General features: G+C 53.5%; 25 protein-coding genes and 1 other annotated feature. Of the genes, 22 read left to right on the top strand and 3 right to left on the bottom strand.

Features of this window, described 5'->3' with window-relative positions:
- Positions 1-123 precede the first annotated feature (123 nt).
- From KZ483_RS20370 to leuS, 10 genes are all read left to right on the top strand, one after another.
- On the top strand, positions 124-705 hold the full coding sequence (locus KZ483_RS20370) for a YqeG family HAD IIIA-type phosphatase (RefSeq protein ID WP_397376221.1): 582 nt from the start codon (positions 124-126) through the stop codon (positions 703-705).
- Complete coding sequence (gene yqeH / locus KZ483_RS20365; protein ID WP_220349386.1) at positions 702-1,823, top strand: ribosome biogenesis GTPase YqeH; 1,122 nt, start codon at positions 702-704, stop codon at positions 1,821-1,823. Before KZ483_RS20370 ends, yqeH begins: the two co-directional genes overlap by 4 nt.
- A gap of 24 nt (positions 1,824-1,847) precedes the next feature.
- On the top strand, positions 1,848-2,744 hold the full coding sequence (gene aroE, locus KZ483_RS20360) for a shikimate dehydrogenase (protein WP_258881345.1): 897 nt from the start codon (positions 1,848-1,850) through the stop codon (positions 2,742-2,744).
- A 30-nt stretch (positions 2,745-2,774) separates the two neighbouring features.
- Positions 2,775-3,065, top strand: a complete 291-nt coding sequence (yhbY, locus tag KZ483_RS20355; protein ID WP_220353567.1) for a ribosome assembly RNA-binding protein YhbY — start codon at positions 2,775-2,777, stop codon at positions 3,063-3,065.
- Positions 3,066-3,118: 53 nt separating this feature from the next.
- A complete protein-coding gene (nadD, locus tag KZ483_RS20350; RefSeq protein ID WP_220353566.1) occupies positions 3,119-3,706 on the top strand; it encodes a nicotinate-nucleotide adenylyltransferase in 588 nt (195 codons plus the stop codon).
- On the top strand, positions 3,696-4,271 hold the full coding sequence (yqeK, locus tag KZ483_RS20345) for a bis(5'-nucleosyl)-tetraphosphatase (symmetrical) YqeK (RefSeq protein WP_220349385.1): 576 nt from the start codon (positions 3,696-3,698) through the stop codon (positions 4,269-4,271). The genes nadD and yqeK overlap by 11 nt, the downstream gene beginning before the upstream one ends.
- A complete protein-coding gene (gene rsfS / locus KZ483_RS20340; protein WP_220349384.1) occupies positions 4,268-4,615 on the top strand; it encodes a ribosome silencing factor in 348 nt (115 codons plus the stop codon). Before yqeK ends, rsfS begins: the two co-directional genes overlap by 4 nt.
- Positions 4,612-5,520, top strand: a complete 909-nt coding sequence (locus tag KZ483_RS20335; RefSeq protein WP_220349383.1) for a CvfB family protein — start codon at positions 4,612-4,614, stop codon at positions 5,518-5,520. Before rsfS ends, KZ483_RS20335 begins: the two co-directional genes overlap by 4 nt.
- Positions 5,520-6,290: a class I SAM-dependent DNA methyltransferase gene (locus tag KZ483_RS20330; RefSeq protein ID WP_220349382.1), complete on the top strand. Its 771-nt coding sequence runs from the start codon at positions 5,520-5,522 to the stop codon at positions 6,288-6,290. The genes KZ483_RS20335 and KZ483_RS20330 overlap by 1 nt, the downstream gene beginning before the upstream one ends.
- 95 nt (positions 6,291-6,385) lie before the next feature.
- Positions 6,386-6,617: a binding site (T-box leader), on the top strand.
- A 50-nt stretch (positions 6,618-6,667) separates the two neighbouring features.
- Positions 6,668-9,109, top strand: a complete 2,442-nt coding sequence (gene leuS / locus KZ483_RS20325) for a leucine--tRNA ligase (RefSeq protein WP_220349381.1) — start codon at positions 6,668-6,670, stop codon at positions 9,107-9,109.
- Positions 9,110-9,165: 56 nt separating this feature from the next.
- Here leuS and comER read toward each other — a convergent pair whose 3' ends face one another.
- Entirely contained in the window at positions 9,166-10,005 is an 840-nt protein-coding gene (gene comER / locus KZ483_RS20320) for a late competence protein ComER (protein ID WP_220349380.1), read from the bottom strand.
- Between the two features lie 152 nt (positions 10,006-10,157).
- Here comER and KZ483_RS20315 point away from each other — a divergent pair, with 152 nt between their 5' ends.
- The 7 genes from KZ483_RS20315 to holA all read left to right on the top strand — a co-directional run bounded on the left by KZ483_RS20315 (position 10,158) and on the right by holA (position 18,726).
- On the top strand, positions 10,158-10,727 hold the full coding sequence (locus KZ483_RS20315) for a ComEA family DNA-binding protein (RefSeq protein WP_220349379.1): 570 nt from the start codon (positions 10,158-10,160) through the stop codon (positions 10,725-10,727).
- Positions 10,728-10,949: 222 nt separating this feature from the next.
- Positions 10,950-11,480 carry a deoxycytidylate deaminase gene (locus KZ483_RS20310; RefSeq protein WP_220349378.1) on the top strand — a complete coding sequence of 177 codons (531 nt, stop codon included), beginning with the start codon at positions 10,950-10,952 and terminating at the stop codon, positions 11,478-11,480.
- A gap of 92 nt (positions 11,481-11,572) precedes the next feature.
- On the top strand, positions 11,573-14,344 hold the full coding sequence (locus KZ483_RS20305; RefSeq protein WP_220349377.1) for a ComEC/Rec2 family competence protein: 2,772 nt from the start codon (positions 11,573-11,575) through the stop codon (positions 14,342-14,344).
- Positions 14,345-14,522: 178 nt separating this feature from the next.
- Positions 14,523-15,476 carry a D-2-hydroxyacid dehydrogenase gene (locus KZ483_RS20300; RefSeq protein ID WP_220349376.1) on the top strand — a complete coding sequence of 318 codons (954 nt, stop codon included), beginning with the start codon at positions 14,523-14,525 and terminating at the stop codon, positions 15,474-15,476.
- Between the two features lie 385 nt (positions 15,477-15,861).
- Positions 15,862-16,410: an RNA polymerase sigma factor gene (locus KZ483_RS20295; protein ID WP_220349375.1), complete on the top strand. Its 549-nt coding sequence runs from the start codon at positions 15,862-15,864 to the stop codon at positions 16,408-16,410.
- Positions 16,407-17,483 carry an anti-sigma factor family protein gene (locus KZ483_RS20290; protein WP_220349374.1) on the top strand — a complete coding sequence of 359 codons (1,077 nt, stop codon included), beginning with the start codon at positions 16,407-16,409 and terminating at the stop codon, positions 17,481-17,483. The genes KZ483_RS20295 and KZ483_RS20290 overlap by 4 nt, the downstream gene beginning before the upstream one ends.
- 220 nt (positions 17,484-17,703) lie before the next feature.
- Positions 17,704-18,726 (top strand): DNA polymerase III subunit delta, encoded by a 1,023-nt coding sequence (holA, locus tag KZ483_RS20285; RefSeq protein ID WP_220349373.1) that lies wholly within the window; start codon positions 17,704-17,706, stop codon positions 18,724-18,726.
- Between the two features lie 61 nt (positions 18,727-18,787).
- Here the strand turns inward: holA and rpsT are convergent, their stop codons facing one another.
- A complete protein-coding gene (gene rpsT, locus KZ483_RS20280) occupies positions 18,788-19,060 on the bottom strand; it encodes a 30S ribosomal protein S20 (protein ID WP_220349372.1) in 273 nt (90 codons plus the stop codon).
- 188 nt (positions 19,061-19,248) lie between these two features.
- On the opposite strand from rpsT, the gene gpr reads away from it, so the two are divergent.
- The 5 genes from gpr to hemW all read left to right on the top strand — a co-directional run bounded on the left by gpr (position 19,249) and on the right by hemW (position 25,539).
- Positions 19,249-20,253, top strand: coding sequence for a GPR endopeptidase (gpr, locus tag KZ483_RS20275; RefSeq protein WP_220349371.1), 1,005 nt, complete (start codon positions 19,249-19,251; stop codon positions 20,251-20,253).
- Between the two features lie 365 nt (positions 20,254-20,618).
- Positions 20,619-21,902, top strand: coding sequence for a stage II sporulation protein P (spoIIP, locus tag KZ483_RS20270; protein WP_220349370.1), 1,284 nt, complete (start codon positions 20,619-20,621; stop codon positions 21,900-21,902).
- 35 nt (positions 21,903-21,937) lie between these two features.
- On the top strand, positions 21,938-22,417 hold the full coding sequence (locus tag KZ483_RS20265) for a hypothetical protein (protein WP_220349369.1): 480 nt from the start codon (positions 21,938-21,940) through the stop codon (positions 22,415-22,417).
- Positions 22,418-22,484: 67 nt separating this feature from the next.
- On the top strand, positions 22,485-24,302 hold the full coding sequence (gene lepA / locus KZ483_RS20260) for a translation elongation factor 4 (RefSeq protein WP_220349368.1): 1,818 nt from the start codon (positions 22,485-22,487) through the stop codon (positions 24,300-24,302).
- Between the two features lie 73 nt (positions 24,303-24,375).
- Positions 24,376-25,539 (top strand): radical SAM family heme chaperone HemW, encoded by a 1,164-nt coding sequence (gene hemW, locus KZ483_RS20255; protein ID WP_220353565.1) that lies wholly within the window; start codon positions 24,376-24,378, stop codon positions 25,537-25,539.
- A gap of 68 nt (positions 25,540-25,607) precedes the next feature.
- Here hemW and KZ483_RS20250 read toward each other — a convergent pair whose 3' ends face one another.
- Positions 25,608-26,186: a DUF1572 family protein gene (locus KZ483_RS20250; protein WP_220349367.1), complete on the bottom strand. Its 579-nt coding sequence runs from the start codon at positions 26,184-26,186 to the stop codon at positions 25,608-25,610.
- Positions 26,187-26,314 lie beyond the last annotated feature (128 nt).

Below are 26,314 nucleotides of genomic sequence, written 5' to 3'. Positions count from 1 at the left end.
AGCTTAAGGGTATATGTAGCAAACAAGTTATCCGGAAAATCGAAGTTTTTAAGACTCGAGCTGCTTTCTTTTTTGAGAATGAATTGCAGCGGTTACTGAGAAACTGGAGGGTCTTTGCAACAAATTCCCTTTGTATGGTATAGTTTCCGTGATAGCACAAGCAGGGGAGTCGAAAACATGTTTGAACGGCTGTTGCCGCATATGCGCGTCAATACCATTTACGATATCGATTTGCACGCCTTGAAGGAACAGGGCATTAGAGGAATAATAACGGACCTCGATAATACGCTTGTCGGAGCGAAAGTGCCGCTTGCTACGCCGGAGCTTGTTAAATGGCTGGATGTCATACGCGATCTCGGTTTCAAGGTCGTTATTGTCTCGAACAACCATCGGACCCGCGTGTCCAAGTTTGCCGAGCCGCTTCGTATTCCTTACATTCACGCGGCGCGTAAACCGGCTAATAAAGCGTTTAACAAGGCGCTTTCGGAGCTTGGTCTGCAGGCGGAAGACACTGCGGTCATAGGCGACCAAATGATGACGGATGTGCTTGGTGGACGGCGTATGGGGCTATTTACAATTCTTGTGAGCCCGATTGCCCCAAGCGATGAAGGCATCTTCACCCGTTTCAACAGATTAATCGAGAAGATCGCCCTGTCCCGCCTGCGGAAAAAAGGGCTTTGGCCAGAGGAGGATCGCAAGACGTGAGCAAACAACAATTGGAGCAAGGCGCTTGCGCCGGCTGCGGCGTAAAGCTGCATACGGAATCGGCGGATAAACCGGGATTCATACCGGCATCCGCACTCGAAAGGGATCCTGCGATTTGCCAGCGGTGTTTCCGTATCAAAAACTATAATGAAGCGATTTCCGTAACGATCGATCAGGATGACTTCTTGAAGCTGCTTGGCGGAATTGCCGCAACGAACAGCCTGGTCGTGCATATTGTCGACCTGTTCGATTTTGAGGGCAGCCTTATTTCCGGTCTTCAACGATTCGTCGGCAACAACCCGGTGCTGCTCGTCGTTAACAAAATTGATTTGCTGCCAAAAGGTGTCAATATGAACCGTCTGCGCAATTGGGTGCAGAAGCAAGCAAAGACGCAGGGGCTGCAAACGGTGGAAGTCGTTCTTTGCAGCGCCAAACGAAATATTGGCTTCGACCGGGTGATTGAAGCGCTCGCCGAGTACCGCGGGAAACGCGATGTATATGTCGTCGGGGCTACGAATGTCGGGAAATCAACGCTTATTAACAGAATTATTCGCGATTACAGCGATCTGGACAGAGAGCTGACGACATCGCGTTATCCCGGTACGACACTAGACGCAGTACATATACCGCTTGACGACGGGCATGACATTATCGATACGCCAGGTATTGTATATAATCACCGTATGACCGAAATCGTTCCACGCTCGGTGCTGCAGGCGCTGCTTCCAGACAAGCCCATCAAACAGATGGTTTATCAATTGAACGATAAGCAGACGCTCTTTATCGGGGGGCTTGTCCGGTTTGATTTTGTCGAAGGGGAACGGCAATCGTTTACGCTTTATTCCTCCAATGCACTTCCGGTGCACCGGACGAAGCTTGAGCGGGCGGACGAGCTCTACGCGGATCACCGGGGAGAAATGCTGGCACCCCCAACGAAGGAACAACTGGATGAGATACCGGCCTGGACGCGTCATCGTTTAACAGTTCGGCGGGGCTCCGACACAGATGTGTTTATTTCCGGGCTCGGCTGGATTCATGTTAACGGCGGAACGGGAGCTCTTATCGATGTTCACGCGCCCAAAGGTGTCCGCGTCATCCTTCGAGATGCTCTTATTTAAAGTTTTTGGGAGAGTGGACGGACAGTGGGTACAGACGCAATAATAAAGGCTTTAACCGCAGGAAACACAGTCGACAGCCATACTGTTCTTTACAGTGTTATCGGAGACCCGATCCGGCACTCCAAATCGCCGGTCATGATGAACCGCGCATTTCGCGAAACCGGCATAAATGGGGTCTATACCGCTTTTCATATTAAGGGAGATCGGCTCGGTGACTTTGTCGCAGGCGTGCGTGCGATGGGGATCCGAGGGGTAAATGTAACGATTCCGCATAAGCTTGATATCATGCCGCTGCTCGATGAAATCGACGAAAGCGCATTAGCTATAGGAGCGGTGAATACGATCGTCAACAACGACGGCCGTCTCGTCGGGTACAACACCGACGGCATCGGTTACGTGAGGTCTCTTAAGGAGGAAGTGGAACCGGAGCTGGCTGGGAAAAGGGTGCTGATTCTAGGCGCCGGCGGCGCGACGCGCGGCATTCTTTACGCACTCGCGCGCGAAGGCGTTGCGGGCATCACCATCTCGAACCGGACAGTAGAACGGGCACAGGAGCTTGCCGACGCTTTTCGCGGGCAAGCTGCGGATATTCGGGCCATTAACGGCGAACAGGTGAAAGAAGCTTGCCCGGAAGCGGATATTATCATTAATACGACGTCATTAGGAATGTATCCAAATGTGGATGGGACTCCGATTGATGCGAACTGGATTAAACCCGGCACAATCGCCAGCGATCTTATCTATAATCCTCTTACGACCCGTTTTCTTGAGGAGTCGAAGCAGAGGGGCTGCAGGATCCACGGTGGGCTGGGTATGTTTATTTATCAAGGCGCCTACGCCTTCGAGTATTGGACGGGCCAGCCTGCCCCGGTGGAAGCGATGCGGGAAGCCGTGTTGGAGGCGCTTGGCAACGGAAACTAAGTTAAAGACATGAAAGAAGGAACAAACAAGATGCTGACAGGCAAACAAAAGCGATTTCTGCGTTCTCAAGCACACCATTTGCAGCCGATTTTCCAAGTGGGAAAGGGCGGTATGAACGACCATCTGATCCGACATGTGGCTGAAGCGATCGAGGTGCGAGAACTGATAAAAGTATCGGTATTGAACAATTCTGTTGAGGATCCGAGAGAAGTCGGCAATTGGCTTGCGGAAGAAACCGAGTCGGAACTGGTGCAGGTTATTGGAAAGACTATTGTCCTTTACAAGGAATCTAAGGATCATAAAACAATCGAACTGCCGTAACTGCCGTAAATTATCATTATCCGAAATAAGGGGAAAGGAGAGCGTTAGCATTGATAAAAGTGGGTATTATGGGTGGGACGTTCGATCCGATTCATTTCGGACATCTTCTTGCCGCCGAGACGGCGCGCGAGACTTGCGGGCTCGACGAGGTGTGGTTTATTCCTTCCTCTCAGCCGCCGCTTAAAGACAGGGATCCTGGTGCGGAAGGACATGCCCGGCTTGAAATGGTTTATCGGGCTATCGATTTTCAGCCGCATTTCCGAGCGATGGATATTGAACTCGAACGGGGCGGTATGAGCTATACGATCGATACTGTGCAAACGCTCAGAGAGTTGTATCCGCAGCGTTCCTTCAGCATCATTATAGGTGCTGACCGGATTAACGACCTGATGAGATGGCACCGAATTGGAGAACTGGCGGCTCTTGCGGACTTCATTGGAGTCGAGCGTCCGGGTGAGCCCGTTGATCTGGAGAAGCTGCCTTCGTTTCTTCGTGAACGATTGACGCTTACCTCGATGCCCCTAATTGACATATCCTCGACGGAAATCCGTCAGCGGCAAGCGGGTGGTCGTTCAATTCGCTTTTTACTGCCGGAGAAGGTGCATTCGTTTATTAAAAGGAATGGTCTCTATGAATCGTGAAGCGATGATCGATGCCGTGCGCGCCGAGATGCCGGAACGGCGCTGGCAGCATACGCTGGGTGTAATGGAGAGTTCCGTCCTGCTAGCGGAGCGTTACGGAGCGGACCCGATACGGGCGGAGCAGGCGGCGATTTTGCATGACGTAGCCAAATACTGGCAGACATCGCGGCTCGAGACAGTCATCCGTGAGCAAAGGCTTCCCGCCGATCTGCTGAGCTTCGATAAAGAACTATGGCATGCTCCGGTTGGCGCGTTTGTCGCCGAGCATAATTTCGGAATCGCAGACTCCGAAATACTTGACGCTATCCGCTACCACACTTCGGGCCGCGAGGGTATGACTTTGATGGACAAAATCGTCTGTTTGGCCGATTATATCGAGCCGGGACGTGATTTTCCCGATGTGCATAAAATACGGGAATTAGCCCAGCATAGTTTGGAGAAGGCTCTTATTGCCGGTTTTGATTCGACGATTGCGTATTTGCTGACCCAAGGCAGGCGGATCTATCCGCTCACCGTGGCGGCCCGCAATGATTTGATATTATTTGTACGGGAGGCTGAGCAATGACGGTAAAAGCGGACGAGCTGATGCAGCTTGTGGTTACGGCGGCGGAGGACAAGAAGGCACACCAAATTGTAGCTCTCAATTTACAGGGCATTTCTCTGGTTGCGGACTACTTCGTCATATGTCACGGTAATTCGGACACACAGGTGCAGGCTATCACGACGGAAATTCGGAAGCAAGCGGAATCGCGCGGCGCACGGGTGCGCGGAATCGAAGGAATGGACTCAGGCAGATGGGTGCTCGTTGACTTGGGAGATATAGTGGTTCATGTCTTTCACCGCGAAGAGCGCGAGTATTACAACATTGAACGGCTTTGGTCCGATGCGAAAGTTGTGGAGTTCGCATGAGCCTGATTGCAGGTACGATTCAGAAATTCAGGGTGGCGCGAGAAGTGTCGCCCTATGGCTTTTTTTTGAGCGACGGAGAATCCGAAGTACTGCTGCACTACACCGAAATCGTCGGCGACCGTCCGAAACCGGACGATGAAGTCGAAGCTTTTGTGTTTTATGATACGGACGATAGAATCGCAGCCACGATGAAACGCCCGCTTATTACGCTCGGAGAGGTGGCGCGTCTTGCCGTCGCCGACATTCATCCGCGCATAGGCGCTTTTCTTGAAATGGGGCTCGGAAGACAGCTGCTGCTCCCAATGTCGGAGCAGCCCGAATTAAAGGAGCTGCGGCCAATACGCGGTGACGAAGTATATGTCATTCTTGCGCACGATAAAATCGGTAGGCTTGTAGCGAAGGTAGCCTTCGAAGAAGAACTGGCCGAGCTTGCTTTCCGGGCTCCGGAATCTTGGCATAATACCTGGGTTGAAGGCTGGGTTACAAAGTCGCTTAAGATCGGCTCCTTCGTAATGATTGACGGAGGCGTGCTCGGCTTTGGCGCGATGGGGCATATTCCGGCTGACCAGCGCACAAGACCTTTACGACTCGGCGAGCGCGTTGAGGCGCGTGTTACGTTTGTCCGCGAGGACGGGCGGGTCAACCTGTCGATGACTCAGCGCAAGGAAGTCGGCCGAGTGGAGGACTCCGAGCGGATTCTGGACTTTCTCAAGGAACGTCCCAATGGCTCGATGCCATATTCCGATGACACTTCAGCAGATATCATTAAGCAGAAGTTTGGAATCAGTAAATCCGCATTCAAACGCGCAATGGGCAAGCTGATGCGTGAAGGGCTGGTGACACAGGACGGCAATTGGACACATCTTGTGAAAGGCGATGAGTCGGCTCGGGAGGGGGAATCGTAATGTGCGCGTACCGGCAATTTGCCGCAGTCTACGATCGGCTTATGGAGGATATGCCATATCCCGATTGGCTGCGCTTTGCGCGGGAGTGTTGGGAGCGTTACGGTATGCCCAAGACGGTCGTAGATCTGGGCTGCGGGACCGGGAGCATCGCTATTCCGTTGGCCCGATCCGGTTTTCATGTCTTCGGAATCGACCTCTCTGCGGATATGCTCACTATTGGACAGAGCAAGTGGGATGAATCGCCCCGGCAGGCGATCCGCTCCAATGCCGGCTCGATTCGCTGGCTTCAGCAAAACATGCGTGATTGGGAGCTGCCCGAACAGGTGGACACGGTCATATCCTTCTGCGACTGCATCAATTATTTGATCGAAGAAGAAGACGTGGAAGCTGCGTTCCGGGCGACATACGGCGGATTGAAACCCGGCGGCGTTTTTTTATTTGACGTTCATGCTCCTGTGACTCTTAAGCGTTATGCCGAAGAGCAGCCCTTTGTACTGGATGAGCGCGATGTCGCTTACATCTGGACTTGCGAACTGGACAGGGAACGCCTTGAAATCGAGCACCGATTGACGATTTTTGCACGTGACGGGAAGCAGGATATGCGGTTTAACCGGATTGAAGAAGTCCATGTTCAGCGGGCCTACGAGCCGGTTTGGATTCGCGGAGCTCTGGCGAGAGCGGGGTTCACCAAGGTGGAAGCATTTGCCGATTTCAAGCTGGAATTACCGGATAACAAATCGGAAAGGCTTTTTTTTGCCGCTGTAAAATGACGCTGCATGTAATCCGCTGCATCGCTATGCTCTTGACATAAGGTATCCGGCTATTTATAATCGAAATAACCATTTTTATGTATGAGAATAGTTATAGTATGGCGTCGACAAGGAGCAGTAGTTTACCTTCACTGGGAGCAGAGAGCCGGCGGTTGGTGCAAGCCGGTGCAGTGTGGAAGCGAACTCGCCTTGGAGCTGCGTGCGATCCGGATTTCCCGGCGAAGCGCGCCGTCTCGCCCGCGTTAAGGGTTTAGAGTGAGCAGCGGCAAAGCATGCAGGCTGTTAACTAGGGTGGTACCACGGGAAATCTAACCTCTCGTCCCTAGCGTTTACGCTGGGGATGGGAGGTTTTTTAGCGAAATTGGGAGGCAATGATTATGGCACAGGAACGCCAGGAGCAGCAAGGCTACAACCCTCTTGTTATCGAGCCGAAATGGCAGACGTACTGGGATGATAACAAGACATTCAAGACCACTGAAGACGCGGGAAAACCGAAGTTTTACGCGCTGGATATGTTTCCGTACCCGTCTGGCGCAGGGCTGCACGTAGGCCACCCGGAGGGCTATACGGCCACTGATATCGTATCCCGGTATAAAAGGATGCGCGGCTTCAATGTGCTTCATCCGATGGGCTGGGACGCGTTCGGTTTACCTGCCGAGCAGCATGCGCTTGATACTGGTGAGCATCCGCGCGATATAACGGTGAAGAACATTAACAACTTCCGCCGCCAGATCAAATCGCTCGGTTTCTCGTATGATTGGGACCGCGAGTTCAGCACGACCGATCCGGACTATTATAAATGGACACAGTGGATTTTTATCCAGCTGTACAACAAAGGCCTGGCTTATGTAGCGGAAGTTCCGGTAAACTGGTGTCCGGCCCTGGGCACGGTGCTGGCCAACGAAGAAGTTATCAACGGTTTAAGCGAACGCGGCAATCATCCGGTTATCCGCAAACCGATGCGCCAATGGGTATTGAAGATTACCGAATACGCGGAACGTTTGCTGGACGATCTTGAAGAGCTTGATTGGTCGGAAAGCATCAAAGATATGCAGCGTAACTGGATCGGCAAATCAACGGGCGCGGAAGTGACATTTGAAATAGAAGGTCATAACGATGCGCTGGCTGTGTTTACGACGCGGCCCGATACGCTGTTCGGTGCCACGTACTGCGTGCTGGCTCCCGAGCATGAGCTTGTTGCCCGCATTGCATCCGCGCAGCAGAAGGCTGCAGTGGAAGCGTATCAGGAAGCGGCAGCCCGTAAAAGCGATTTGGAAAGAACTGACCTTGCAAAAGACAAGACCGGCGTATTCACAGGAGCTTACGCGGTCAATCCCGTCAGCGGCGCAAAAGTGCCGATCTGGATTGCCGACTATGTGCTCGCCGGGTACGGAACAGGCGCAATTATGGCGGTGCCGGGTCACGATCAGCGCGACTGGGAATTCGCCAAGCAGTTTGATTTGCCTATTATCGAGGTGGTACAGGGCGGTAATGTTGCGGAAGAAGCGTTCGCAGGCGACGGTCCGCATATCAACTCCGGTTTTCTGGACGGCCTGAATAATGAAGAGGCAATTTCACGGATGATTGAATCACTGGAGGCATCAGGCAAAGGTAAAGGGAAGGTGACGTACCGCCTGCGCGATTGGCTCTTCAGCCGCCAGCGCTATTGGGGCGAGCCGATTCCGATACTCCATCTGGAGGATGGCACGATGAAGCCGGTACCGGACGATCAGCTCCCGCTGCTGCTGCCTGATGTCGAACAGATCAAACCCTCCGGTACGGGCGAGTCTCCGCTTGCAAATGTGACGGAATGGGTGGAAACCGTAGATCCGGAGACTGGGTTGAAGGCCCGCCGCGAAACGAACACGATGCCGCAGTGGGCAGGAAGCTGCTGGTATTACCTGCGGTTCATAGATCCGCACAATGAGAATGAGATTTGTTCGAAGGAAAAGCAGGCGGAATGGCTGCCTGTCGACTTGTATATCGGCGGTGCGGAGCATGCGGTGCTTCACCTGCTGTATGCCCGTTTCTGGCACAAGGTACTATACGATCTTGGCGTAGTGGCGACCAAGGAACCGTTCCATAAGCTTGTGAATCAAGGGATGATTCTCGGTACGAATAATGAAAAAATGAGCAAATCACGCGGTAACGTCATCAACCCCGACGATATTGTCGGGGAGTATGGAGCGGATACGCTGCGGATGTATGAGATGTTCATGGGCCCGCTTGAGGCGACCAAGCCGTGGAACACGAATGGCGTAGAAGGCATGTACCGCTTCCTCAGCCGCGTATGGAGGCTGGTTGTCGGCGAAGACGGAGCGCTCAGCGCGAAAATCGGAGATGTTGACGCTTCAGAGGCGTTCAAGCGAACGTGGCACCGGACCATCAAGAAAGTGACCGATGACTACGAAAACCTGCGCTTTAATACGGCGATCAGCCAATTAATGATTTTTGTCAATGAAGCCTATAAGGCGGAAACGCTGCCGAAGGAAGCGATGGCTGATTTTGTGCAAATGCTCTCGCCGCTTGCACCGCACATCGCGGAAGAGCTTTGGTCGAAGCTGGGAAGTTCCGAGTCGATCACCTATGCGGCGTGGCCTGCCTTTGAGGAAGCTTGGACGATCGATCAAGAGGTTGAAATCGTGGTCCAGGTGAACGGAAAAATTATGGACCGTCTATCGATCGCGGCAGACACGGACGAGACGGAAATGGAGAAGCTTGCGAAGCAATCGGACAAAGTGGCCGAAGCGATTGCAGGCAAAACGATACGCAAAGTGATTACGGTCAAAGGCAAGCTTGTCAATATCGTAGCCAATTAACGGCGGATTGTCCAAGGACCAAAAGAGGTGAGCGGTTTCTTAACGCAAAGCATGCGTTAGGTGCCGTTCACCTCTTTGCCGTATAAAGAAAGCGTTACCCGTTCCAGGTCTTCATTATATTTGGCATGCGTCGCCCGGATGACGGCATTAAATACACCATCCAGTTCTTGTTCCAGGAGGGCTAGAGCTTTAGCGGTAATGCCTCCCGGCACCGCAACTCTGGCCTGGAGCTGCTGCGGCTCCATGCCGCCTTCCGTGAGCAACTGCCCGGTGCCGTAAAACATTGTGCTCGCAATAACTACCGCTTCCTCCCGGGGAATACCGGTTTCTTCAACCGCAGCATCGATAAACCGCTGCAGGACGAAGGCCATAAAAGCCGGCCCGCAGCTTGACAGGTCGGAGACGATGCGGGTGTGCCGCTCGTCAATCATAAGGGGAGTGCTTATAAACGAAAGCAGCCCGTTCAAGCGGTTTTTATCATCTTCGTTCATCCGTTTGCCGTACATGCATAACGTTGATCCGCAGCATACATAATTGGTGATGCTTGGAATGACCTTTGCAATTTTGCAAGGCAAACAGTCCTCGAGCTGTGAAAGCATGACAGGGCTCGTAATGGATACGACAAGCTGCTCAGGCTTCAGTACATCCCAGAGCTCTTCAATGACACGTTTGTATTCCAGCGGTTTTACGCAGAGGAAAATAATATCCCGCCCAATCGCGGCTTGATAGTTCAGAGGGACCGCAAGCAAGCCGGGATGCCGGTCGGCGAGTTTCTCCGCCTTGGCGAAGGTGCGGTTGCTGGCTGTAATTTGCTTCGGCTTGAGTGCGCCCGAACCAATAAACGAATCGATAAGCAAGCTTCCCATACTCCCGATACCGATAAATCCGACATTCATTGTAACCCCTCCTAAAAGCTGCTTTTACTACATTATGCGCGGCGGCACGGCCAACATGACGTAAATTTGCGGTTAATGGGGAGGATGTTCTAAAAATTGGAATTCATATTCGAATGAGGTAGTGGAAATACGTCAGGAGGTATATCACTATAATGAAACCGATGAAAAGCTACCTAGTGGCACACCGGCTGGTAACAGGCTGCTTGCTCTTGCTGGGCTTTGTACTGTTTGCAGCTGCTATATGGCAGCCCGAAACAAGCGAACCGCCCGGTTGGATTGCTATGAACGAACAGGTAAAGCAAGCGCTCGAACCGTTGGCGCAGCAGGAACAACAAAATGCTTTTAACTCAACGGGTAATAAAGCACCGGAGACTAAGAGCGGTTCGGGGAGCCGCGTTATTGGCGGTGAAGCAGCCAGGAGTGAGCCGAGCGGAGCGGCGGAGGAACGAAGCGGTATAACAGGAGCAAATGGTTCCTCGAAGGAGGCCGGGACAGTTAAAGCCGGTGGAGCTTCTGCGGAGGACGGTAAGATCGACATTAACAGGGCAAATGCGCAGGAGTTCGATGCTCTGCCGGGGATTGGCGCAATTAAAGCGCAGACGATTGTGGCCGACCGTGAGAAAAACGGGCGGTTCCAAACGGCCGATGATCTGCTTCGCGTCAAGGGAATCGGTCCGAAGCTTCTGGATAAAATAAGGGGCTCCATTGTAGCCAGGCCGTGAATGTGCGATAATGGATGAACGGCGGCCGGAAGCTTTCTTGCTGCTGCAAGGCCACGAACGCTACATTTGTTTTCCCAGCCATTCATTTTATGAATCAGGATAATTATATTTGCCGAAAGGCCAGGGAGCGATCCTCGCATTCGGCATAAACGGCGGCGCTTTCCAGGCGATTGCTGCCAGCCAGCAGCAAGGACACACAATTGAAAAGGGAGAAGAACGACGATGGTAACGGTAACTCAAGACGGCGAGCGTAAAGATTGGGACACTTATTTCATGGATATCGCCTATATGGTCTCGACGCGCTCCCGCTGTCCAAGAAGGCATGTCGGCTCAGTGCTCGTACAGGGAAAGAAGCTCCTCGGCACGGCATATAATGGGGCACCGATGGGCGTCGCGGATTGCTCGGAGGCTGGCTGTATGATTGTGGAAGAGTTTGAAATGAAGCTCGTCGAGGCGGAGGAGCAAATGGTCAAGAAACAGCGGTGTATCCGTACGATTCATGCAGAGCAAAATTTGCTGCTCTTTACCGACCGGATCGACCGTGAAGGCTCTACCGTCTATGTGACGGACCAGCCCTGCTGGACCTGTGCCAACATGCTCGCCAACAGCGGGATCAAGGAAATTGTCTACCATCGCAGTTACCCTAAGGACAGTGAGAAGGTCAATTCCCTAATGGAGCAGAAAGGCATTATATTCCGTACTCTTGCGGAATACGAGCCGCCCGCTCAAGCGGGAATGAACGTGATATCGTAAGCATTAGCAACGATTGGGGGAAGAACCTCCGAAGCGCCTGCCTGAGGCGCGTCGGAGGTTCTTTTTGTTCAATTTGAAGGAGGAACGGCTCAGTGACAACAAGACCGATTGTTGCCTTCACGGTCTGCTGGCTGCTTGGCAGCGCGGCAGCGGCGGGGCTGACGAACCGCGGGACGCTGCTTGCAGGCGGCGCGCTTGCAGGCTTCCTGCTGGCGATTCTGCTGTGGCGGAGGGGAACGTGGCCAATGGCCGCCGCATGCCTTGCCGCGTTCGGCATCGCGGCGGGGGAGCGTATGTGGGCGGATGACCGAAACGTTACGGCGCTCCCCGCGCTGCTGGCTGCCGCAGAGGCGGCTGTCCCTGCCGGTTCGGCATCGTATGAAGCTGAAGCGGCAGGGACTATTGTTTCCGCGGTCGAGATCGACGGAGACCGTGTTCAGTTCCGCGTGACGGCGGATAGCGTCCGCATTAAGGGTGAGCCGGGGCCGCGTAAGCTTGACGAGCGGATGCTCGTGCAGGTCCGGCTTGCAGCCGAGCCGGATCTGGCGGTCGCCGCCAAATGGAGGCGCGGCGAGCGCGTACGCGTGGCCGGTGAAATCGCGCCGCCGGCTGAAGCAACGAACTTCGGCGGCTTCGATTACCGCCGCTACCTGCACAGCCAGCGCATCCACTGGCTGCTGAAGGCGGACGGCGCCGCCGCCGTACAATCAAGCGAGGGCCGGCGCTACAGCGCGGCTTCGCTGCTCAGCCGCATCGATGCGGCACGCGCGGCGCTCGGCTCGCGCATGGATGTGTTGTACCCGGCTGCGCAGTCCGGGTACATGAAAGGGCTCGTCCTCGGCATACGCGAGGACCTCGACCCCGAACAATTCCGCCGGTTCTCGCAGCTTGGACTCACGCATATCCTGGCGGTATCGGGCCTGCACGTGGCCGTTTTTCTCTACGTCCTCGGAGGCCTGCTGCAGCTGCTGCGCATGACACGCGAGCGCATGCTGCTCATCATGATCGCCGCGGTTCCGCTTTATGTGCTGCTGGCAGGCGGCTCGCCCTCGGTCATTCGCGCCGGAATCATGGCGATGCTCGGCCTCGCAGCGGCGCGTCTCAATAAGCTGAAGGACGGCCTTCATCTTCTTGCCGCCGCCGCTTTGCTGATGCTGGCATGGGATCCGTATTTGCTCGGCGACGTCGGCTTTCAGCTGTCGTTTCTGGTGACGGCCGGCCTTATTCTCGGCGTGCCGCCTGTACGGAAATTATTCGGGGGCGGCAGGCGGTGGAAGGCGGCGCTTGATTTGGCAGCCGTTACCGTCGTAGCCCAGGCGGTTTCATTTCCTCTGACAATCTATTATTTCAATCAGTTTCACCTGCTCTCGCTGCTCGCCAATTTTGTGCTCGTTCCATTCATCAGCTTTATCGTGATGCCCCTCGGCGGCGCTTCTTTGCTGCTGGACGTGCTGTGGCATCCTGCGGGCTCGCTGGCGGCTTCAGCTGCAGCGTGGGCCAACAACCTTACTTTCGGCTTTGTGCTCAAGCTGAGCGGCATACAAAGCTTCCGGTTTATCTGGGCAAAGCCTTCGCTTTGGTGGCTCGCGTATATGTATGCCGCGATCGGAACTAGTCTGTTACTTCTGCAACGCAGACAAAACAGCTCCTTCACGGAACCAGCCGATCTATCGGTGAATATGGATTTGCACACGAGTCAAGCAGGCAGCAAGGATATACTCTCTGTAGTACCGGGTAGTTTTGAATCCGAACTACCAACACAGCCGCTTGGGCTCGGGATTGGGCAGCCTGACCCTCTCATTACCGGACCCGATTCAGCCGTCCCTTTCAACATGAGACACCGCCGGATGATTGGGGTCGGAATGATTCTTGCTCTGATCGTACCGGTGCTGTGGGCTTACAATCCAAATTGGAACAATCGCGACGCCTATGTCAGCTTTCTCGATGTCGGGCAGGGAGATGCGATCTATATCCGGACGGCGCGCGGCAAACACATCCTGATCGACGGTGGAGGTGCCGTTGTTTTTCGTAAGCAGGGTGAACAGTGGAGAGAGCGGAACGATCCGTTTGAGGTCGGCCGCAAGGTTGTCGTTCCGCTTCTGCTCCAGCGGGGCGTTCAGGCAATTGATCTGCTTGTCGTCTCCCACCTGGACAGCGACCATATTAAAGGGCTAAATGCCGTTATATCAAGCATTCCGGTCAAGAGAATTTTGTGGAACGGAACCGTGAAGCCTTCCGGCGATGCGCTGACCCTTCTGGAGAGCGCTGTGAAGCAGGGCATTCCCCTCTACCGTGCGGACGCCGGGCTAAGCTGGAAAATGGACGATGAGACGCTTATCGAAATCATTGGAAGCCCGCCCGCCGCTAATGCCCCTGCAGCCGTTCCCGTAGTCGAAGAACAGAACGGCCGGAGTGTCGCGATGCTCGTACATCTCTACGCCCGTACATTTCTGCTGACGGGGGATGCTGATGCAGCGGAAGAGCATGCCATACTTTCTCATCTCGCTTCACGGAAGGCCCAGCCTGGTCAGCAGCCGAAGCAGCAGCAGCATTCACCGGTCGATGTGCTTAAAGTTTCTCATCATGGAAGTAAAACGTCATCGACACCGGAGTGGCTTTCCTACTGGCATCCGGCGGCAGCGGTCATTTCGGTCGGCCGGTCCAACCTCTACGGTCATCCCAACACGGCGGTGCTGGAGCGGCTGAAGCAGACGAATGCGGACGTGAAACGAACCGATCTCAATGGTGAAGTTCAATTCCGGATTACATCCGGGAAAAAAATGTATGTCAGACATATGCTCACGGGCGATAAAAGCAAGCGCCAAGGTGCGCAGAACAGGTTTGACAGCCCGATTACCAGATGATACGATTTCAATACTTCTACATAGTACAGCTTAACCGCCATAGTCCCCGGAGGCTTGGAGTCAGACTTCTGAGAAGCTGATTTCGAGCCTTTTTTGGATCTGGAAGGCGATATCCGCCAATGGTTCGTGCCAAGCGACAGCCATCTCTTCTTATCATAAGTTACGGGGGGAAACGGTTTTGAGGAAAATCGTTGCGGTTCATTCTTTGGAAAGCCGCGATATAACGTTAATTGAGGAGGCAGCGCCGGGCTGGACGTTTATTGACGGCAGCGACCGGCTGGCTGCGCAGGAGCACCTTCAGGACGCTGAAATAATATTGGGATGGAACAAACTCGTAGGTGAGCTGGCCGTGAGCGATACGTCGAAGCTAAAATGGCTGCAGAACTGGGGAGCAGGTGTCGACCGCCTTCCGCTGGAGCGGTTCCGGCAGCTTGGGATATCACTGACGTGCGCCAGCGGCGTACACCCTTATCCGATATCCGAGACGATATTCGCGATGCTGCTCGGTTTCACCCGCCATCTTCACACTGCGATCCGCAATCAGTCCGCTGGAAATTGGGCACATTCGGGTATGATGGCCGAGGCTCATGGCCGGACGATCGGAATACTCGGCGTAGGTGCGATCGGTTCGGAAACGGCGAGGCTTGCCAAAGCGTTCAATATGACGGTTTTGGGAGTACGCAGGTCCGGCCGGCCCGAACAATGGGTTGATACGATGTACGATATCGCCGGGTTGAATGAGATGCTGTCAAATTGCGATTATGTCGTAAACTGCCTGCCTTATACGCATGAAACAGAGCATTTGATGGGAGAAGAGCAGTTCGCGGCGATGAAGACCACCGCCTTTTATATCAATATAGGCAGAGGGAAGACGACGGATACCGGCGCGCTTATCGAGGCTCTGCAGAGCGGGGGGATAGCCGGGGCGGGACTGGACGTTTTTGAGCAGGAGCCTCTTCCCCCGGACCATCCGTTATGGAGGATGGACAATGTAATCATGACGCCGCATAACGCCGGTAACACCACATTTTACACCGAACGCGTCATTGAAATCTTTATCCAGAACCTTAAGAAGTTTGTGCAGGGATACGCCCCCGACGTCAGCGCGGTAGATTTGAACAGCGAATATTAACAGCGCCGCTAGGGTCTGTGGGCCTGGTTTTGTCACCATTACTTCGTCAAAAGATGCCTGCAGCGAGCGTCTTTTTTTTTGGGGCTGGTCAATTTTCCACATGTATCCGCCGGTGCCCGCCAGGGTATACGGCTTATCACTTTTCTGATATTCTTAATGTTAGCATACGGGAAGAAAGGCTGTCCCAGACATGACCTGCTTCGGTTTCTCAAAAGCTAGAAGCTTTACGCTATGCTTATTCTTATCGTTCCGAGGCTGGAAACTCACGGCTCCGCCAATGGACTCCTACTTTTACCTTAAATTTTTTTAAAGACTTTTTACCTAAATAGTGCAACATTATTACTTGCCTTTTCGTCTGAAAGGTTGCAAGAGAGGGGGATCCTCCGTGGTAGAGCCCGGCCTAATCAAAGCGGCACAAGCCGGCGATGGCGACGCTCTTATTTCTCTATTGCGTGAGATTGAAAATCATGTTTACCGGACAGCCTACTATATATTGAATAACGAACAGGATGCGATGGATGCCGCTCAAGAAGCGTTAATCCGTATATTTACCAAAATCGGGTCCTACGAGGAAAAGGCGCAGTTCAAAACATGGGTGCAGCGGATTGTCACAAATATATGTATCGATAAATTTCGCCGCAATAAACCGACCGTTTCGATCGAGGAGCACGAAATGGTGTTCCGAGATACGCATTCCGTTGAAGAGGAAGTTCTATCCAGTTATGCGGTTCAGGATATACGCAAGGCGATTGACAGGCTGCCTGAACATCACAGGGCGGTAGTCGTTCTGAGATACCTTCAGGACTTCTCTTATAACGAAATTGCCGATTCTCTGGATCTCCCGTTAAATACGGTCAAATCATATTTATTCCGGGCAAGGCAGCAGCTCCAAACATACCTGCATGACTATCAGAAAGGTGGTGTCCGAGGATGAATTGTCAAGAGGTGATGGAATATATGCAGCGGCAGCTTGACGGCGACCTTGATGAACGGGAAACCGAAATCTTGACGACTCATACACGGCATTGCCAGGATTGCGCGTCTATGTTCGAGCGGTTGAAGCTGCTCTCGGCAGGGCTCGATAATCTACCGAAAGTAACGCCAAGCTACAGCTTGGTTGATGCTATAATGCCGCGGCTTACGGAACTGCAGGCTGCGAAGGCGGCGGACCACTCCCTTATGCCGATAAACTCCGAGGAGCACACAGCATTGCCTGTAAGACGCGCAGACCCCGGCGCAGCGGCAGCACGCCGAAGAGACAGGTTCTCGCTTCGCGTCATTGGGGGTGTCGTCGCCGCAGGCGTCGTCTTCGGAATGTTTCTTCTCGCTGAGCCGTTCAGCTTCTTGAACAAAAGCGGAATTATGAACGATTCGGCTCAGATGACTGCCGATACGGCAGCGGAATCGGCCGGTGCAACCAGGTTCTCGGCTTCCGAGGCCAACGCGCAAAAGTCCGATGAGGTGAGCACCAGTTCGGCTGACAAGAACGGCGCGACAAACGGCGCGGATAAAGATAAAGCATATGTGTTAAAGAATAGCAGCACCCAAGATCAGAATGGCGAAGCGGAAGCGAAGAAGTCTGCCGACGCGAAGACTCCTTCCGCCACAGAGAGCAATGATGGATCCGATAAAGGCATCAGCACGGAAACCTATTCCGACCCTTCAACAGGGTCAAGCGGAGGAAGCAATCAACCGACAATAACCAGCGGTACATCCGCAGGGAAGCGGTCCTATGTCGCCGCGGTTCCTACGCAAGGTGAAGCGGCCGAATCAGTTTCTCCGGACGGACGCTACAAAGCTGCCGTAGTCGACTCGATGCTCCAAATTTATACCGTTGCAGACAATGTGAAGATTTTCGAGGGCGGGAAGAGATCTTCCGGGATTACCGCTCTGCATTGGAGCGAGGACAGCAAGACCTTAAGCTACGAGACTTCCGGTGAAGCGGGTGAAAAACAGACTTTCGTCGTTGATCTGCAGAGTCTCTCCGAAAAAATTCAATCCAAATAGAAGTTTTTTTTCGCACACATGACGTGATGTTTGCGTATAGTGAATGATACGGAAACGTCATAGGACGGTACTTGACGTCGTATGACCATCCGCAGACGGTACCATGGACCGCCTGCTTGCGGATGTTTATATAGATGTTCAGGGACAAAGGGATGAAGTCGCAGCAGACTTCATCCCTTTGTTGCCTGAGTACTGTACCATACATATGGAGGGATTCGGCTTGGATGTAAAAGAAGCGGTAAAAGAATGGAAAGCAGGGCGGTTCCGTCCGGTTTACGTCTTATACGGCAAGGATCGGTACCGAATGCGGCAGTTTATTGCCACACTTACGGAAACGCTGCTGCCAAAGGATGAACGCGAGCTCGGCATTGTCAAATTCGACACATCGGAGTCGGCCATTGAGGAAGCCGTTGCGGAAGCCGATACGCTGCCGTTCTTCGCCTCGCGTAAGCTCGTTATCATACGCGATCAATCGGTGCTGGCTGCCGCCCAAGGGAAAGAAAACAAAATCGAGCATCAGACCGACCGGCTGCTCGCCTACCTGCAGCAGCCCTGCGAGAGCAGTGTCATCGTCTTTCAGGTAATGGCGGACAAGCTGGACGAACGGCGCAAGGTCGTTAAGCTGATAAAGGAGCAGAATGCGCTCATTCCGTTCCAGGAGCTGCAGGAGAACGAGCTGTTGCAGTGGACGGTAAAACGCGCGGAGGAGCAGGGAAGGGTGATGACTCGGGAAGCGGCGGAGCTGCTTCTGGCGCGGACCGGCACAAATATGCAGCAGCTTGCTCATGAAGTAGACAAGCTGTGCCTTCATGCCGGGCCCGGCGGAGCGATCGGAGCGGGCGAGGTGGAAATGCTGATAGCTTCAACGGTCGAGGAGGATGTATTTGCCTTAATAGACGCCATGGCCTCGCTTCAAGTGGAGAAAGCGCTCAAGCTGTATGCGGAGCTGCTGCTCAGACGCGAGGAGCCGATCAAAATCGCCGCATTAATCGCACGCCAGCTGCGGATCATGCTGCAGGTGAAGGAGCTGGAGCAGCAGCGTTATTCGCCGCAGCAAATGGCCGGCCAGCTTGGGCTTCACCCCTATGCGGTGAAGCTGGCGGCGGAGAAGGCCCGCACCTTCACCGTCAAATCGCTTGGCGGACATCTGGACCGGCTGGCGGACCTTGATTTTAAAATGAAAACCGGACAAATCGACAAAACGCTCGGCCTCGAACTATTCCTGCTCTCGATGGCCGCCTAGAAAACGGCACACAAAAAAGTCCTGCTTTCCGCAGCAAGCGGGAAGCAGGACTTTGATTTTATTAGGCTTGTTTGGAAAGAGCGTTAAGCTTTTTCGCGAGACGAGACTTTTTGCGGGAAGCCGCGTTTTTATGGATCAGACCTTTAGTAACCGCTTTGTCCAGCTTTTTTGTAGCGACGATCAGAGCTGCTTTGGCAGCTTCTACATCAGTAGCGACAACAGCTAGGTCAGCAGTTTTAACGGCCGTGCGGAGCGCGGATTTTTGCGAAGCGTTCAGAGCGCGACGTTTCTCGCTTGTTTTCACGCGTTTAACAGCGGATTTAATGTTTGGCATTGCATTTCACCTCCTGTAAAAAGGAAACCCCAATATAACAACACAACTTGAAACATTCTATCATGTGCAAGCCCAAAAAGCAATAGCCATTGCCATTGCCATCCACGGCAGTTCTGCTTCTTCCGCATAATTCGACCACCGCATTCACACACTAACAGAAACGATATGGAAGGAGTGCCCTTATTACAATGGACGATCTCGACTTACAGCGATATAACATAAGCATTGACTTGGCCTTGGAAGCAAAAGAGCATGCCGAGTCCGGAGGAAACGGTCCTATTCCGGGCGTACTGTCGGATGTCTCGAAGGAGGACGGCATTACAATAACGCGGCTTCAAATCACCAATGAACAGGGCTCGCAGGCGATGGGGAAAATGATCGGCCATTATGTGACGTTCGAGGTGCCTGACCTCCGCAAGCAGGATACCGGCCTGCAGGACCGCGTAGCGACAAAGCTGGCGCAGGAGTTCGCTTCATTTCTTGAACGAATCGGCATCGGCAAAGAAGCGAATGTACTGATCGTGGGTCTCGGCAATTGGAACGTGACACCAGATGCTCTTGGTCCTTTGGTTGTGGAAAACGCTCTTGTGACGCGCCATTTCTTCGAGCTCATGCCGGATCAGGTGGCTCCAGGATATCGTGCGGTCAGCGCCGTAGCCCCGGGGGTGCTCGGCGTGACCGGTATCGAGTCGAGCGAAATTGTGCAGGGCATTGTCGACCGCACGAAGCCGGAACTTATTATTGCTATTGATGCGCTCGCCTCCAAAGCGTTAGAGCGGGTTAATACAACGATTCAGATCGCCGATACCGGCATTCACCCAGGCTCCGGGATCGGGAATAAACGGCGAGGGTTAACGGAAAGCATTCTCGGCATTCCTGTCATTGCGATCGGCGTTCCTACTGTGGTATACGCTTCAACAATCGTAAGCAACAGTATTGATCTCGTGCGGGAGCATTTAAAAAAACATACGTCGAAAGCCGACGGCGTCTTCGGTCTGTTGGATTCCATAAGTGAGCAAGAGCGGCTGCAGCTAGTCCGTGAAGCGCTCGGCCCACTCGGTCACGACCTTCTCGTTACGCCAAAGGAAATCGATCAGTTTATCGAAGACATAGCCAATATTGTTGCAAGCGGGCTGAATGCGGCCCTTCATGACGCTGTCGATAAATCGAATGTAGCGGCTTATACCCACTAAATAACCAGCCATACGCTCCCCTGTCCTTCCGGGCAGGGGAGATTTTGCGTGCAATCCTATTTTTTTCGCGCTGTCGGTTTTAGGGCTGACCGCTCTACTAATCTAGTGTTTCTATTTAATTTCTTCCCGTTTCTATTAATCTTCCGGTTCTATGAATATGTCCAGGCTCATATGGTGTTAATAGGCGATTACGCTTACGAAGCCGGTTTTGCTCACGCAAAACCCGAGATTACGCTTACGAAGCCGGTTTTGCTCACGCAAAACCCGAGATTACGCTTACGAAGCCGGTTTTGCTCACGCAAAACCCGAGATTACGCTTACGAAGCCGGTTTTGCTCACGCAAAACCCTTGAGGAGGAGCATTCAATGAAACGAGTCGTTATTACATGGAACCTTGGACGGGGCAGTAAGAGAATACGCCGGCTGCTCGTTACGGGCCGTACATTTGCGGTGCTGTCGATAGGATCGATGATCCTCGTTCTCGTTATCGGAGTAGGAGCGATTCTGCATCAGAAGGCGGCGTCCTCGCCGGTTTCGTCAATGAAAGGGTTTGCGGCTGCCGTATCCAGCGGTATTTTTGCCGATATGCTGGCTATGGAGCTGCCTGGAGCGGACCGAAATAATAGCGAACAGACTTTGTCTGGAAGGCAGGTTAGCTCATTTCTGGTAAGGCTGCTTACAGATATTAATCCATCCGATCCGAAAAGCTTGCTTGCCCGTGAATATCCCGGTATGGGCGGGAACGATGCGGTGCTGCTGCGCCCGGGGTCACACGCCAATTCGACAGTCGGGCCGGAGGACAATGAGCCGGTTGCAGGCGGGCAGAAGCCCGTAGGGACGGCAGCAGATCATGACGACGATTCGGGCGGCGGCGTCTCGGGAACGGATGCGAATGCATCTTCCGAGGCCGGTAAGGGCGGTACGGCGGCCCCTGGCGCAGTTACGGACAGGAAGCAGGATTCCGGCGCCGGCAATAATGCGGCTCCGACGACCGGAGGCAGGAACGTCATCTTTATCTATCATTCGCATAACCGAGAATCGTGGTTCCCGGAGCTGAAAAGCGGCAGCAAATTACCGGAATCCCCTACAAAGAACATCACCCTTCTGGGCGGCCGGCTCGCGCAAAAGCTCGAAGCAAACGGAATCGGAACGCTTCATTCGTCCACGGATTACGTAACCGCGATTAAAAATTTTATTTGGACCCTATCCTATAAATATTCGAAAAAAACAGTCACCGAGGCGATGGCCTCCAATAAAGACTTGAAGTTTTTCTTCGATATACATCGCGACTCGCTGCGCCGGAAGGATACGACAACGACGATCAACGGCAAATCCTATGCCCAGGTATTTTTCATCGTCGGCCACGCCAACCCGAATTGGCGTAAGAACGAGGCCTTCGCGAGCGAGATTCACGAAGCTCTGGATAAGCAATTCCCCGGTATCTCACGAGGAATATGGGGCAAGACGACGGCGAGCGGAAACGGTGAGTACAATCAGTCGGTTTCGCCCGACAGCGTATTAATCGAAATCGGCGGTGTGGACAATACGCTGGAAGAATCGTACCGCACGGTAGACGCGTTGGCCAAAGTCATTTCGCAGCTGTACTGGAACGCGGAGAAAGTGAGCGCACCTAAATCGGGCAACCTGTAAAAATACCGGGCTACCGGAAGGAGGAAAATTGGGATATGCGTCGTCAAACATTGAAAACGGCGGTAGTCGGCGGACTCATCGCAATCGTTGTATTATTCGGAATTGATATGGCGTCGAGCGGTATCGAGCGTATTTACGGACCGATTGAGCAGAACGGGACTCTTCCTGTAGGTTCGCTTGAGTACAATGATGCGGCAGACCAGGCGGCCCCTTCGGGGCAGAATCAAGCTGCAGCGGACGATATGAACGTCAAAAGTGCAGAACGGCAAGGACAAGCTGTGACGGAAGGGATCGTTCAGCGAATAGTCGATGCCCAGCACGGCAGGAAGGCGGAGCCCGGCCAGGTGGCATCTCAGCCGAAGCCGGGAGAAAACGACAGGCTGCCCGGCATCCCCGACATCCGCGAGGATTCGACGGTGAACAAGCTTGCAGACGGTACTGCCGGACTGCTGCAAACGGTATCGAGCAAAGGGATCCGTGCTCTCGTTTCTTTTTTTGAATCGGTAACGGATTGATGGCCTTCCCCTGAACTGATATAATAATAAGAATGGATAGAAATAAGGCACTTTGTGGGGGTTAGGCATGGCGGACGTACGTGACCGGCAGAAGAAAATACGTAATTTTTCAATCATTGCTCATATCGATCATGGTAAATCGACCTTGGCGGACCGGATATTGGAATATACCGGAGCGCTGTCCTCGCGCGAAATGCAGGACCAGGTGCTCGATCAGATGGATCTCGAGCGGGAACGCGGTATAACGATTAAATTACAGGCCGTCCGTCTGGGGTACAAAGCGGACGACGGCGAAGAATACATTTTGAACCTGATAGATACCCCGGGGCACGTCGATTTCACATATGAGGTGTCGCGGAGCCTTGCCGCATGCGAGGGCGCTCTTCTCGTCGTCGACGCGGCACAGGGAATTGAAGCGCAGACGCTCGCAAACGTTTATCTTGCGCTTGACAACAACCTGGAAATTATTCCGGTTATTAATAAAATCGATCTGCCGAGCGCCGAACCTGAACGGGTAAAGCAGGAGATCGAGGACGTGATCGGACTCGATGCAAGCGACGCTGTGCTCGCCTCGGCGAAAGCGGGTATCGGGATTAAAGAGATTCTGGAGCAGGTGGTGGCTAAAGTGCCGTCGCCGACGGGAGATCCGGAGCAGCCGCTTAAAGCTCTGATCTTCGATTCTCATTACGATCCGTACAAAGGCGTCATAGTATATGTACGGGTTGTGGATGGCAGCATTAAAGCGGGTAAGAAGATCCGCTTCATGGCGACAGGTGCGGAATTTGAAGTTATTGAGGTTGGCGCGTTCATGCCCCGAATGGGAATCGTGAGCGAGCTTGCCGTCGGTGACGTCGGATTCGTCGTTGCCGGCATCAAGAACGTGAAGGATACTCGCGTGGGCGATACCGTCACTGATGCCAAGCTTCCCGCGGCCGAGCCTCTTCCGGGTTACCGCAAAATCAACCCGATGGTTTTCTGCGGCTTGTATCCGATTGAAACGCAGGATTATAACGATTTGCGCGAGGCGCTGGAGAAGCTGGAGCTCAATGACGCTTCGCTCCGGTATGAGCCGGAGTCTTCGACAGCGCTCGGATTCGGCTTCCGCTGCGGTTTCCTTGGGCTGCTGCATATGGAAATCATCCAGGAACGCATCGAACGGGAGTTCAATATTCCGCTCATAACGACAGCGCCGAGCGTTGTGTACCGTGTGACGCTGACGAACGGACAAGTGGTCGAGATCGATAATCCGTCCAATTATCCCGAGATCGGCAAGATCGAGTATGTAGAGGAGCCTTATGTGAAGGCTGGAATCATCGTCCCGAACGATTATGTCGGCGCGATTATGGAGCTCTGCCAGAATAAACGCGGCGAATTCATTAACATGGAATATTTGGACACCAACCGTGTGACGATTACTTACGATGTCCCGCTTTCGGAAATCGTCTACGATTTCTTCGATCAGCTGAAATCAAGCACGAAGGGCTATGCGTCGTTTGATTACGAGGTGTCCGGCTACAGGCAATCGAAGCTTGTCAAAATGGACATTATGCTCAACAACGAGCAGGTCGATGCGCTCTCGGTCATCGTTCACCGCGACCGCGCTTATCACCGTGGACGAATTATTTGCGAGAAGCTGAAGGAACTTATTCCGCGCCAAATGTTCGAGGTGCCGATACAGGCTTCGATCGGAACCAAGGTCATTGCCCGCGAAACGGTCAAAGCGATGCGCAAGAACGTTCTCGCCAAATGCTACGGCGGCGATATAAGCCGGAAGCGGAAGCTGCTCGAGAAGCAGAAGGAAGGAAAGAAACGGATGAAGCAGGTCGGCAGCGTGGAAGTGCCTCAAGAGGCGTTCATGGCCGTGCTCAAGATCGACGAGGATTAGGAAGGGGGCCGCGCGCTCCCTTTCTTCATTTTACCGGGAAATGACAATTATTAACGGAGGTGACCAGACGTATATGCTGAATTATGCGCCTCGCGCGCTTTATATCCACATCCCCTTCTGCACCAACAAATGCCACTATTGCGATTTTACTTCTTACGTGCTGAAAGGGCAGCCTGTCGACGAGTATTTGGATGCGCTTGAGTGGGAGATGGCTATGACTGCGGCCGCCATTCCGCCGGATGTCATTCACACCGTATTTGTCGGCGGCGGTACGCCGACGGTGCTGAATCCGGGGCAGATGGAACGCTTTCTCGCTTCGGTCAAGAGGCATTTTCCGATTCATGCTGATGCCGAATTTACCATGGAGGCGAATCCCGGCACTACCGATCCGGACAAGCTCGCGGCTATGCGGGCCGGCGGTGTGAACCGGATCAGCTTTGGGGTTCAGTCGTTCGATAATGAGCTGCTCGAGCGAATCGGCCGAATTCATAATGTCGAGGATGTATACAGAAGTATCGATAATGCCCGCTCGGCGGGATTCAATAATCTATCGATCGACCTGATGTTCGGGCTGCCCGGACAGACGGTCGAGCTGCTCTCCGACAGCGTAAACCGGGCGCTGCAGCTTAAACTGCCGCATTATTCGCTGTACGGCTTGAAGGTGGAGGAGAATACCCTTTTTCATGCGCTGTATGAGCGTAACGAGCTCCCTTTGCCGCCCGAGGACGATGAGCTCGCGATGTATATGCTGCTGATCGGCAAGCTGACGGAAGCCGGCTTTCGTCATTATGAAATAAGCAATTTTGCGAAACAGGGCTTTGAGAGCCGTCACAATACGACTTACTGGCGGAATGAGCCCTATTACGGGCTCGGGGCGGGAGCTCACGGCTATGCCAGAGGCGAAAGACACGTCAATATTAAAGGCATTCAGCCTTATATCGACGCGGCGAGCTCGCGCCTGCCGCGTCTGGAAACAAGCCTTGTAAGCGAAGAGGAAGCGATGGAGGATTTCATGATGGTCGGCTTGCGCATGCTCGAGGGTGTGAAGGCCGGCGATTTTGCCGGGCAGTTTGCCGGCCGGACGATGGATGAGGTGTTCGGTCCTGCGCTGCGGCGTCTTCTGCAGGACGGGCTTCTGGAGCGGACGGAATTGCCGGAAGGTGATTTCCGGTACCGCCTTTCGGCCAAAGGAATCCCGCTTGGCAACGAGGTGTTCGGAGTGTTTATCAGTGAATGACACAAGGGTCGGGCAGAGACCTCCCGCTGCGGTAGCGGAATTCAGAAATCAAATGGTTATTGCGTCGGTCAGCTTTTATCGCCGGTGAACGTTTCCCGCATTCTATCGTTAAATGCGGACGATTTACCCTTGGCGATGCTGAGTGTTTGCCACTGCCCGGAACGGAATACCTTGGCGATATAAACAATCTGGCCAATATGGTAGCCGTAATGGGAAATTTGCCGATGTATAGCCTGCAGGACGGTATGAGCTTCGCCCCGGATCAGCACCGTGGCAAGCACATCCTCCGGCTTTAAGGACTGCAGCGTTTCCAGCAGCACCTTCCAGCCTGCTTCCCAGCGAACAAGCAGCTCGGCGGAACTGGCGCTGTCGTTCTCGAACTCCGCGTCGCGGTTGCGGTCAGCCTTTTCCCCGTCGCTCGTCAGGAAGTCCGTCCAGCGCGAAATCATATTGCCTGAGAGATGATTGATAATAACCGCTATACTGTTTGATTCCGGTTCAGGCGACCAATTAAGACCTTCCTCTGGAAGCTGTGCGATCGCTTTGTCGCCAAGCGCCTTCAAGCTGCGAAAGTCCCGGATGGAGACCGCCAAAACCTGCTCCGCCAACCGGTTGTCGTATAAATAGTACGGCGATTTTTCATTCATCGACGTTCGCTCCTTTTGTGTTTATATTTTCCAATATTATAGCGCAATTTCCGTTTGATCTACCCAAGAACGTTTTTATCGGTACGATAATATATTGTTGTCGGCGGCTGGGCGCGCGTGACTCGCCC

The sequence above is a fragment of the Paenibacillus sp. sptzw28 genome, from assembly GCF_019550795.1.
In the GTDB taxonomy this organism is placed as follows: domain Bacteria; phylum Bacillota; class Bacilli; order Paenibacillales; family Paenibacillaceae; genus Paenibacillus_Z.
The sequence above is the reverse complement of the archived record's forward strand: the minus strand, read 5'-3'. Positions and strand labels throughout refer to the sequence as shown.

Bases quoted from the DNA above. Each gene is read 5' to 3' on its own strand.
- yhbY (WP_220353567.1), top strand. From the start codon at position 2,775: ATGCTGACAGGCAAACAAAAGCGATTTCTGCGTTCTCAAGCACACCAT.
- yqeK (WP_220349385.1), top strand. From the start codon at position 3,696: ATGAATCGTGAAGCGATGATCGATGCCGTGCGCGCCGAGATGCCGGAA.
- rsfS (WP_220349384.1), top strand. From the start codon at position 4,268: ATGACGGTAAAAGCGGACGAGCTGATGCAGCTTGTGGTTACGGCGGCG.
- KZ483_RS20335 (WP_220349383.1), top strand. From the start codon at position 4,612: ATGAGCCTGATTGCAGGTACGATTCAGAAATTCAGGGTGGCGCGAGAA.
- KZ483_RS20330 (WP_220349382.1), top strand. From the start codon at position 5,520: ATGTGCGCGTACCGGCAATTTGCCGCAGTCTACGATCGGCTTATGGAG.
- leuS (WP_220349381.1), top strand. From the start codon at position 6,668: ATGGCACAGGAACGCCAGGAGCAGCAAGGCTACAACCCTCTTGTTATC.
- comER (WP_220349380.1), bottom strand. From the start codon at position 10,005: ATGAATGTCGGATTTATCGGTATCGGGAGTATGGGAAGCTTGCTTATC.
- KZ483_RS20315 (WP_220349379.1), top strand. From the start codon at position 10,158: ATGAAACCGATGAAAAGCTACCTAGTGGCACACCGGCTGGTAACAGGC.
- KZ483_RS20310 (WP_220349378.1), top strand. From the start codon at position 10,950: ATGGTAACGGTAACTCAAGACGGCGAGCGTAAAGATTGGGACACTTAT.
- KZ483_RS20290 (WP_220349374.1), top strand. From the start codon at position 16,407: ATGAATTGTCAAGAGGTGATGGAATATATGCAGCGGCAGCTTGACGGC.
- rpsT (WP_220349372.1), bottom strand. From the start codon at position 19,060: ATGCCAAACATTAAATCCGCTGTTAAACGCGTGAAAACAAGCGAGAAA.
- gpr (WP_220349371.1), top strand. From the start codon at position 19,249: ATGGACGATCTCGACTTACAGCGATATAACATAAGCATTGACTTGGCC.
- spoIIP (WP_220349370.1), top strand. From the start codon at position 20,619: ATGAAACGAGTCGTTATTACATGGAACCTTGGACGGGGCAGTAAGAGA.
- KZ483_RS20265 (WP_220349369.1), top strand. From the start codon at position 21,938: ATGCGTCGTCAAACATTGAAAACGGCGGTAGTCGGCGGACTCATCGCA.
- lepA (WP_220349368.1), top strand. From the start codon at position 22,485: ATGGCGGACGTACGTGACCGGCAGAAGAAAATACGTAATTTTTCAATC.
- hemW (WP_220353565.1), top strand. From the start codon at position 24,376: ATGCTGAATTATGCGCCTCGCGCGCTTTATATCCACATCCCCTTCTGC.
- KZ483_RS20250 (WP_220349367.1), bottom strand. From the start codon at position 26,186: ATGAATGAAAAATCGCCGTACTATTTATACGACAACCGGTTGGCGGAG.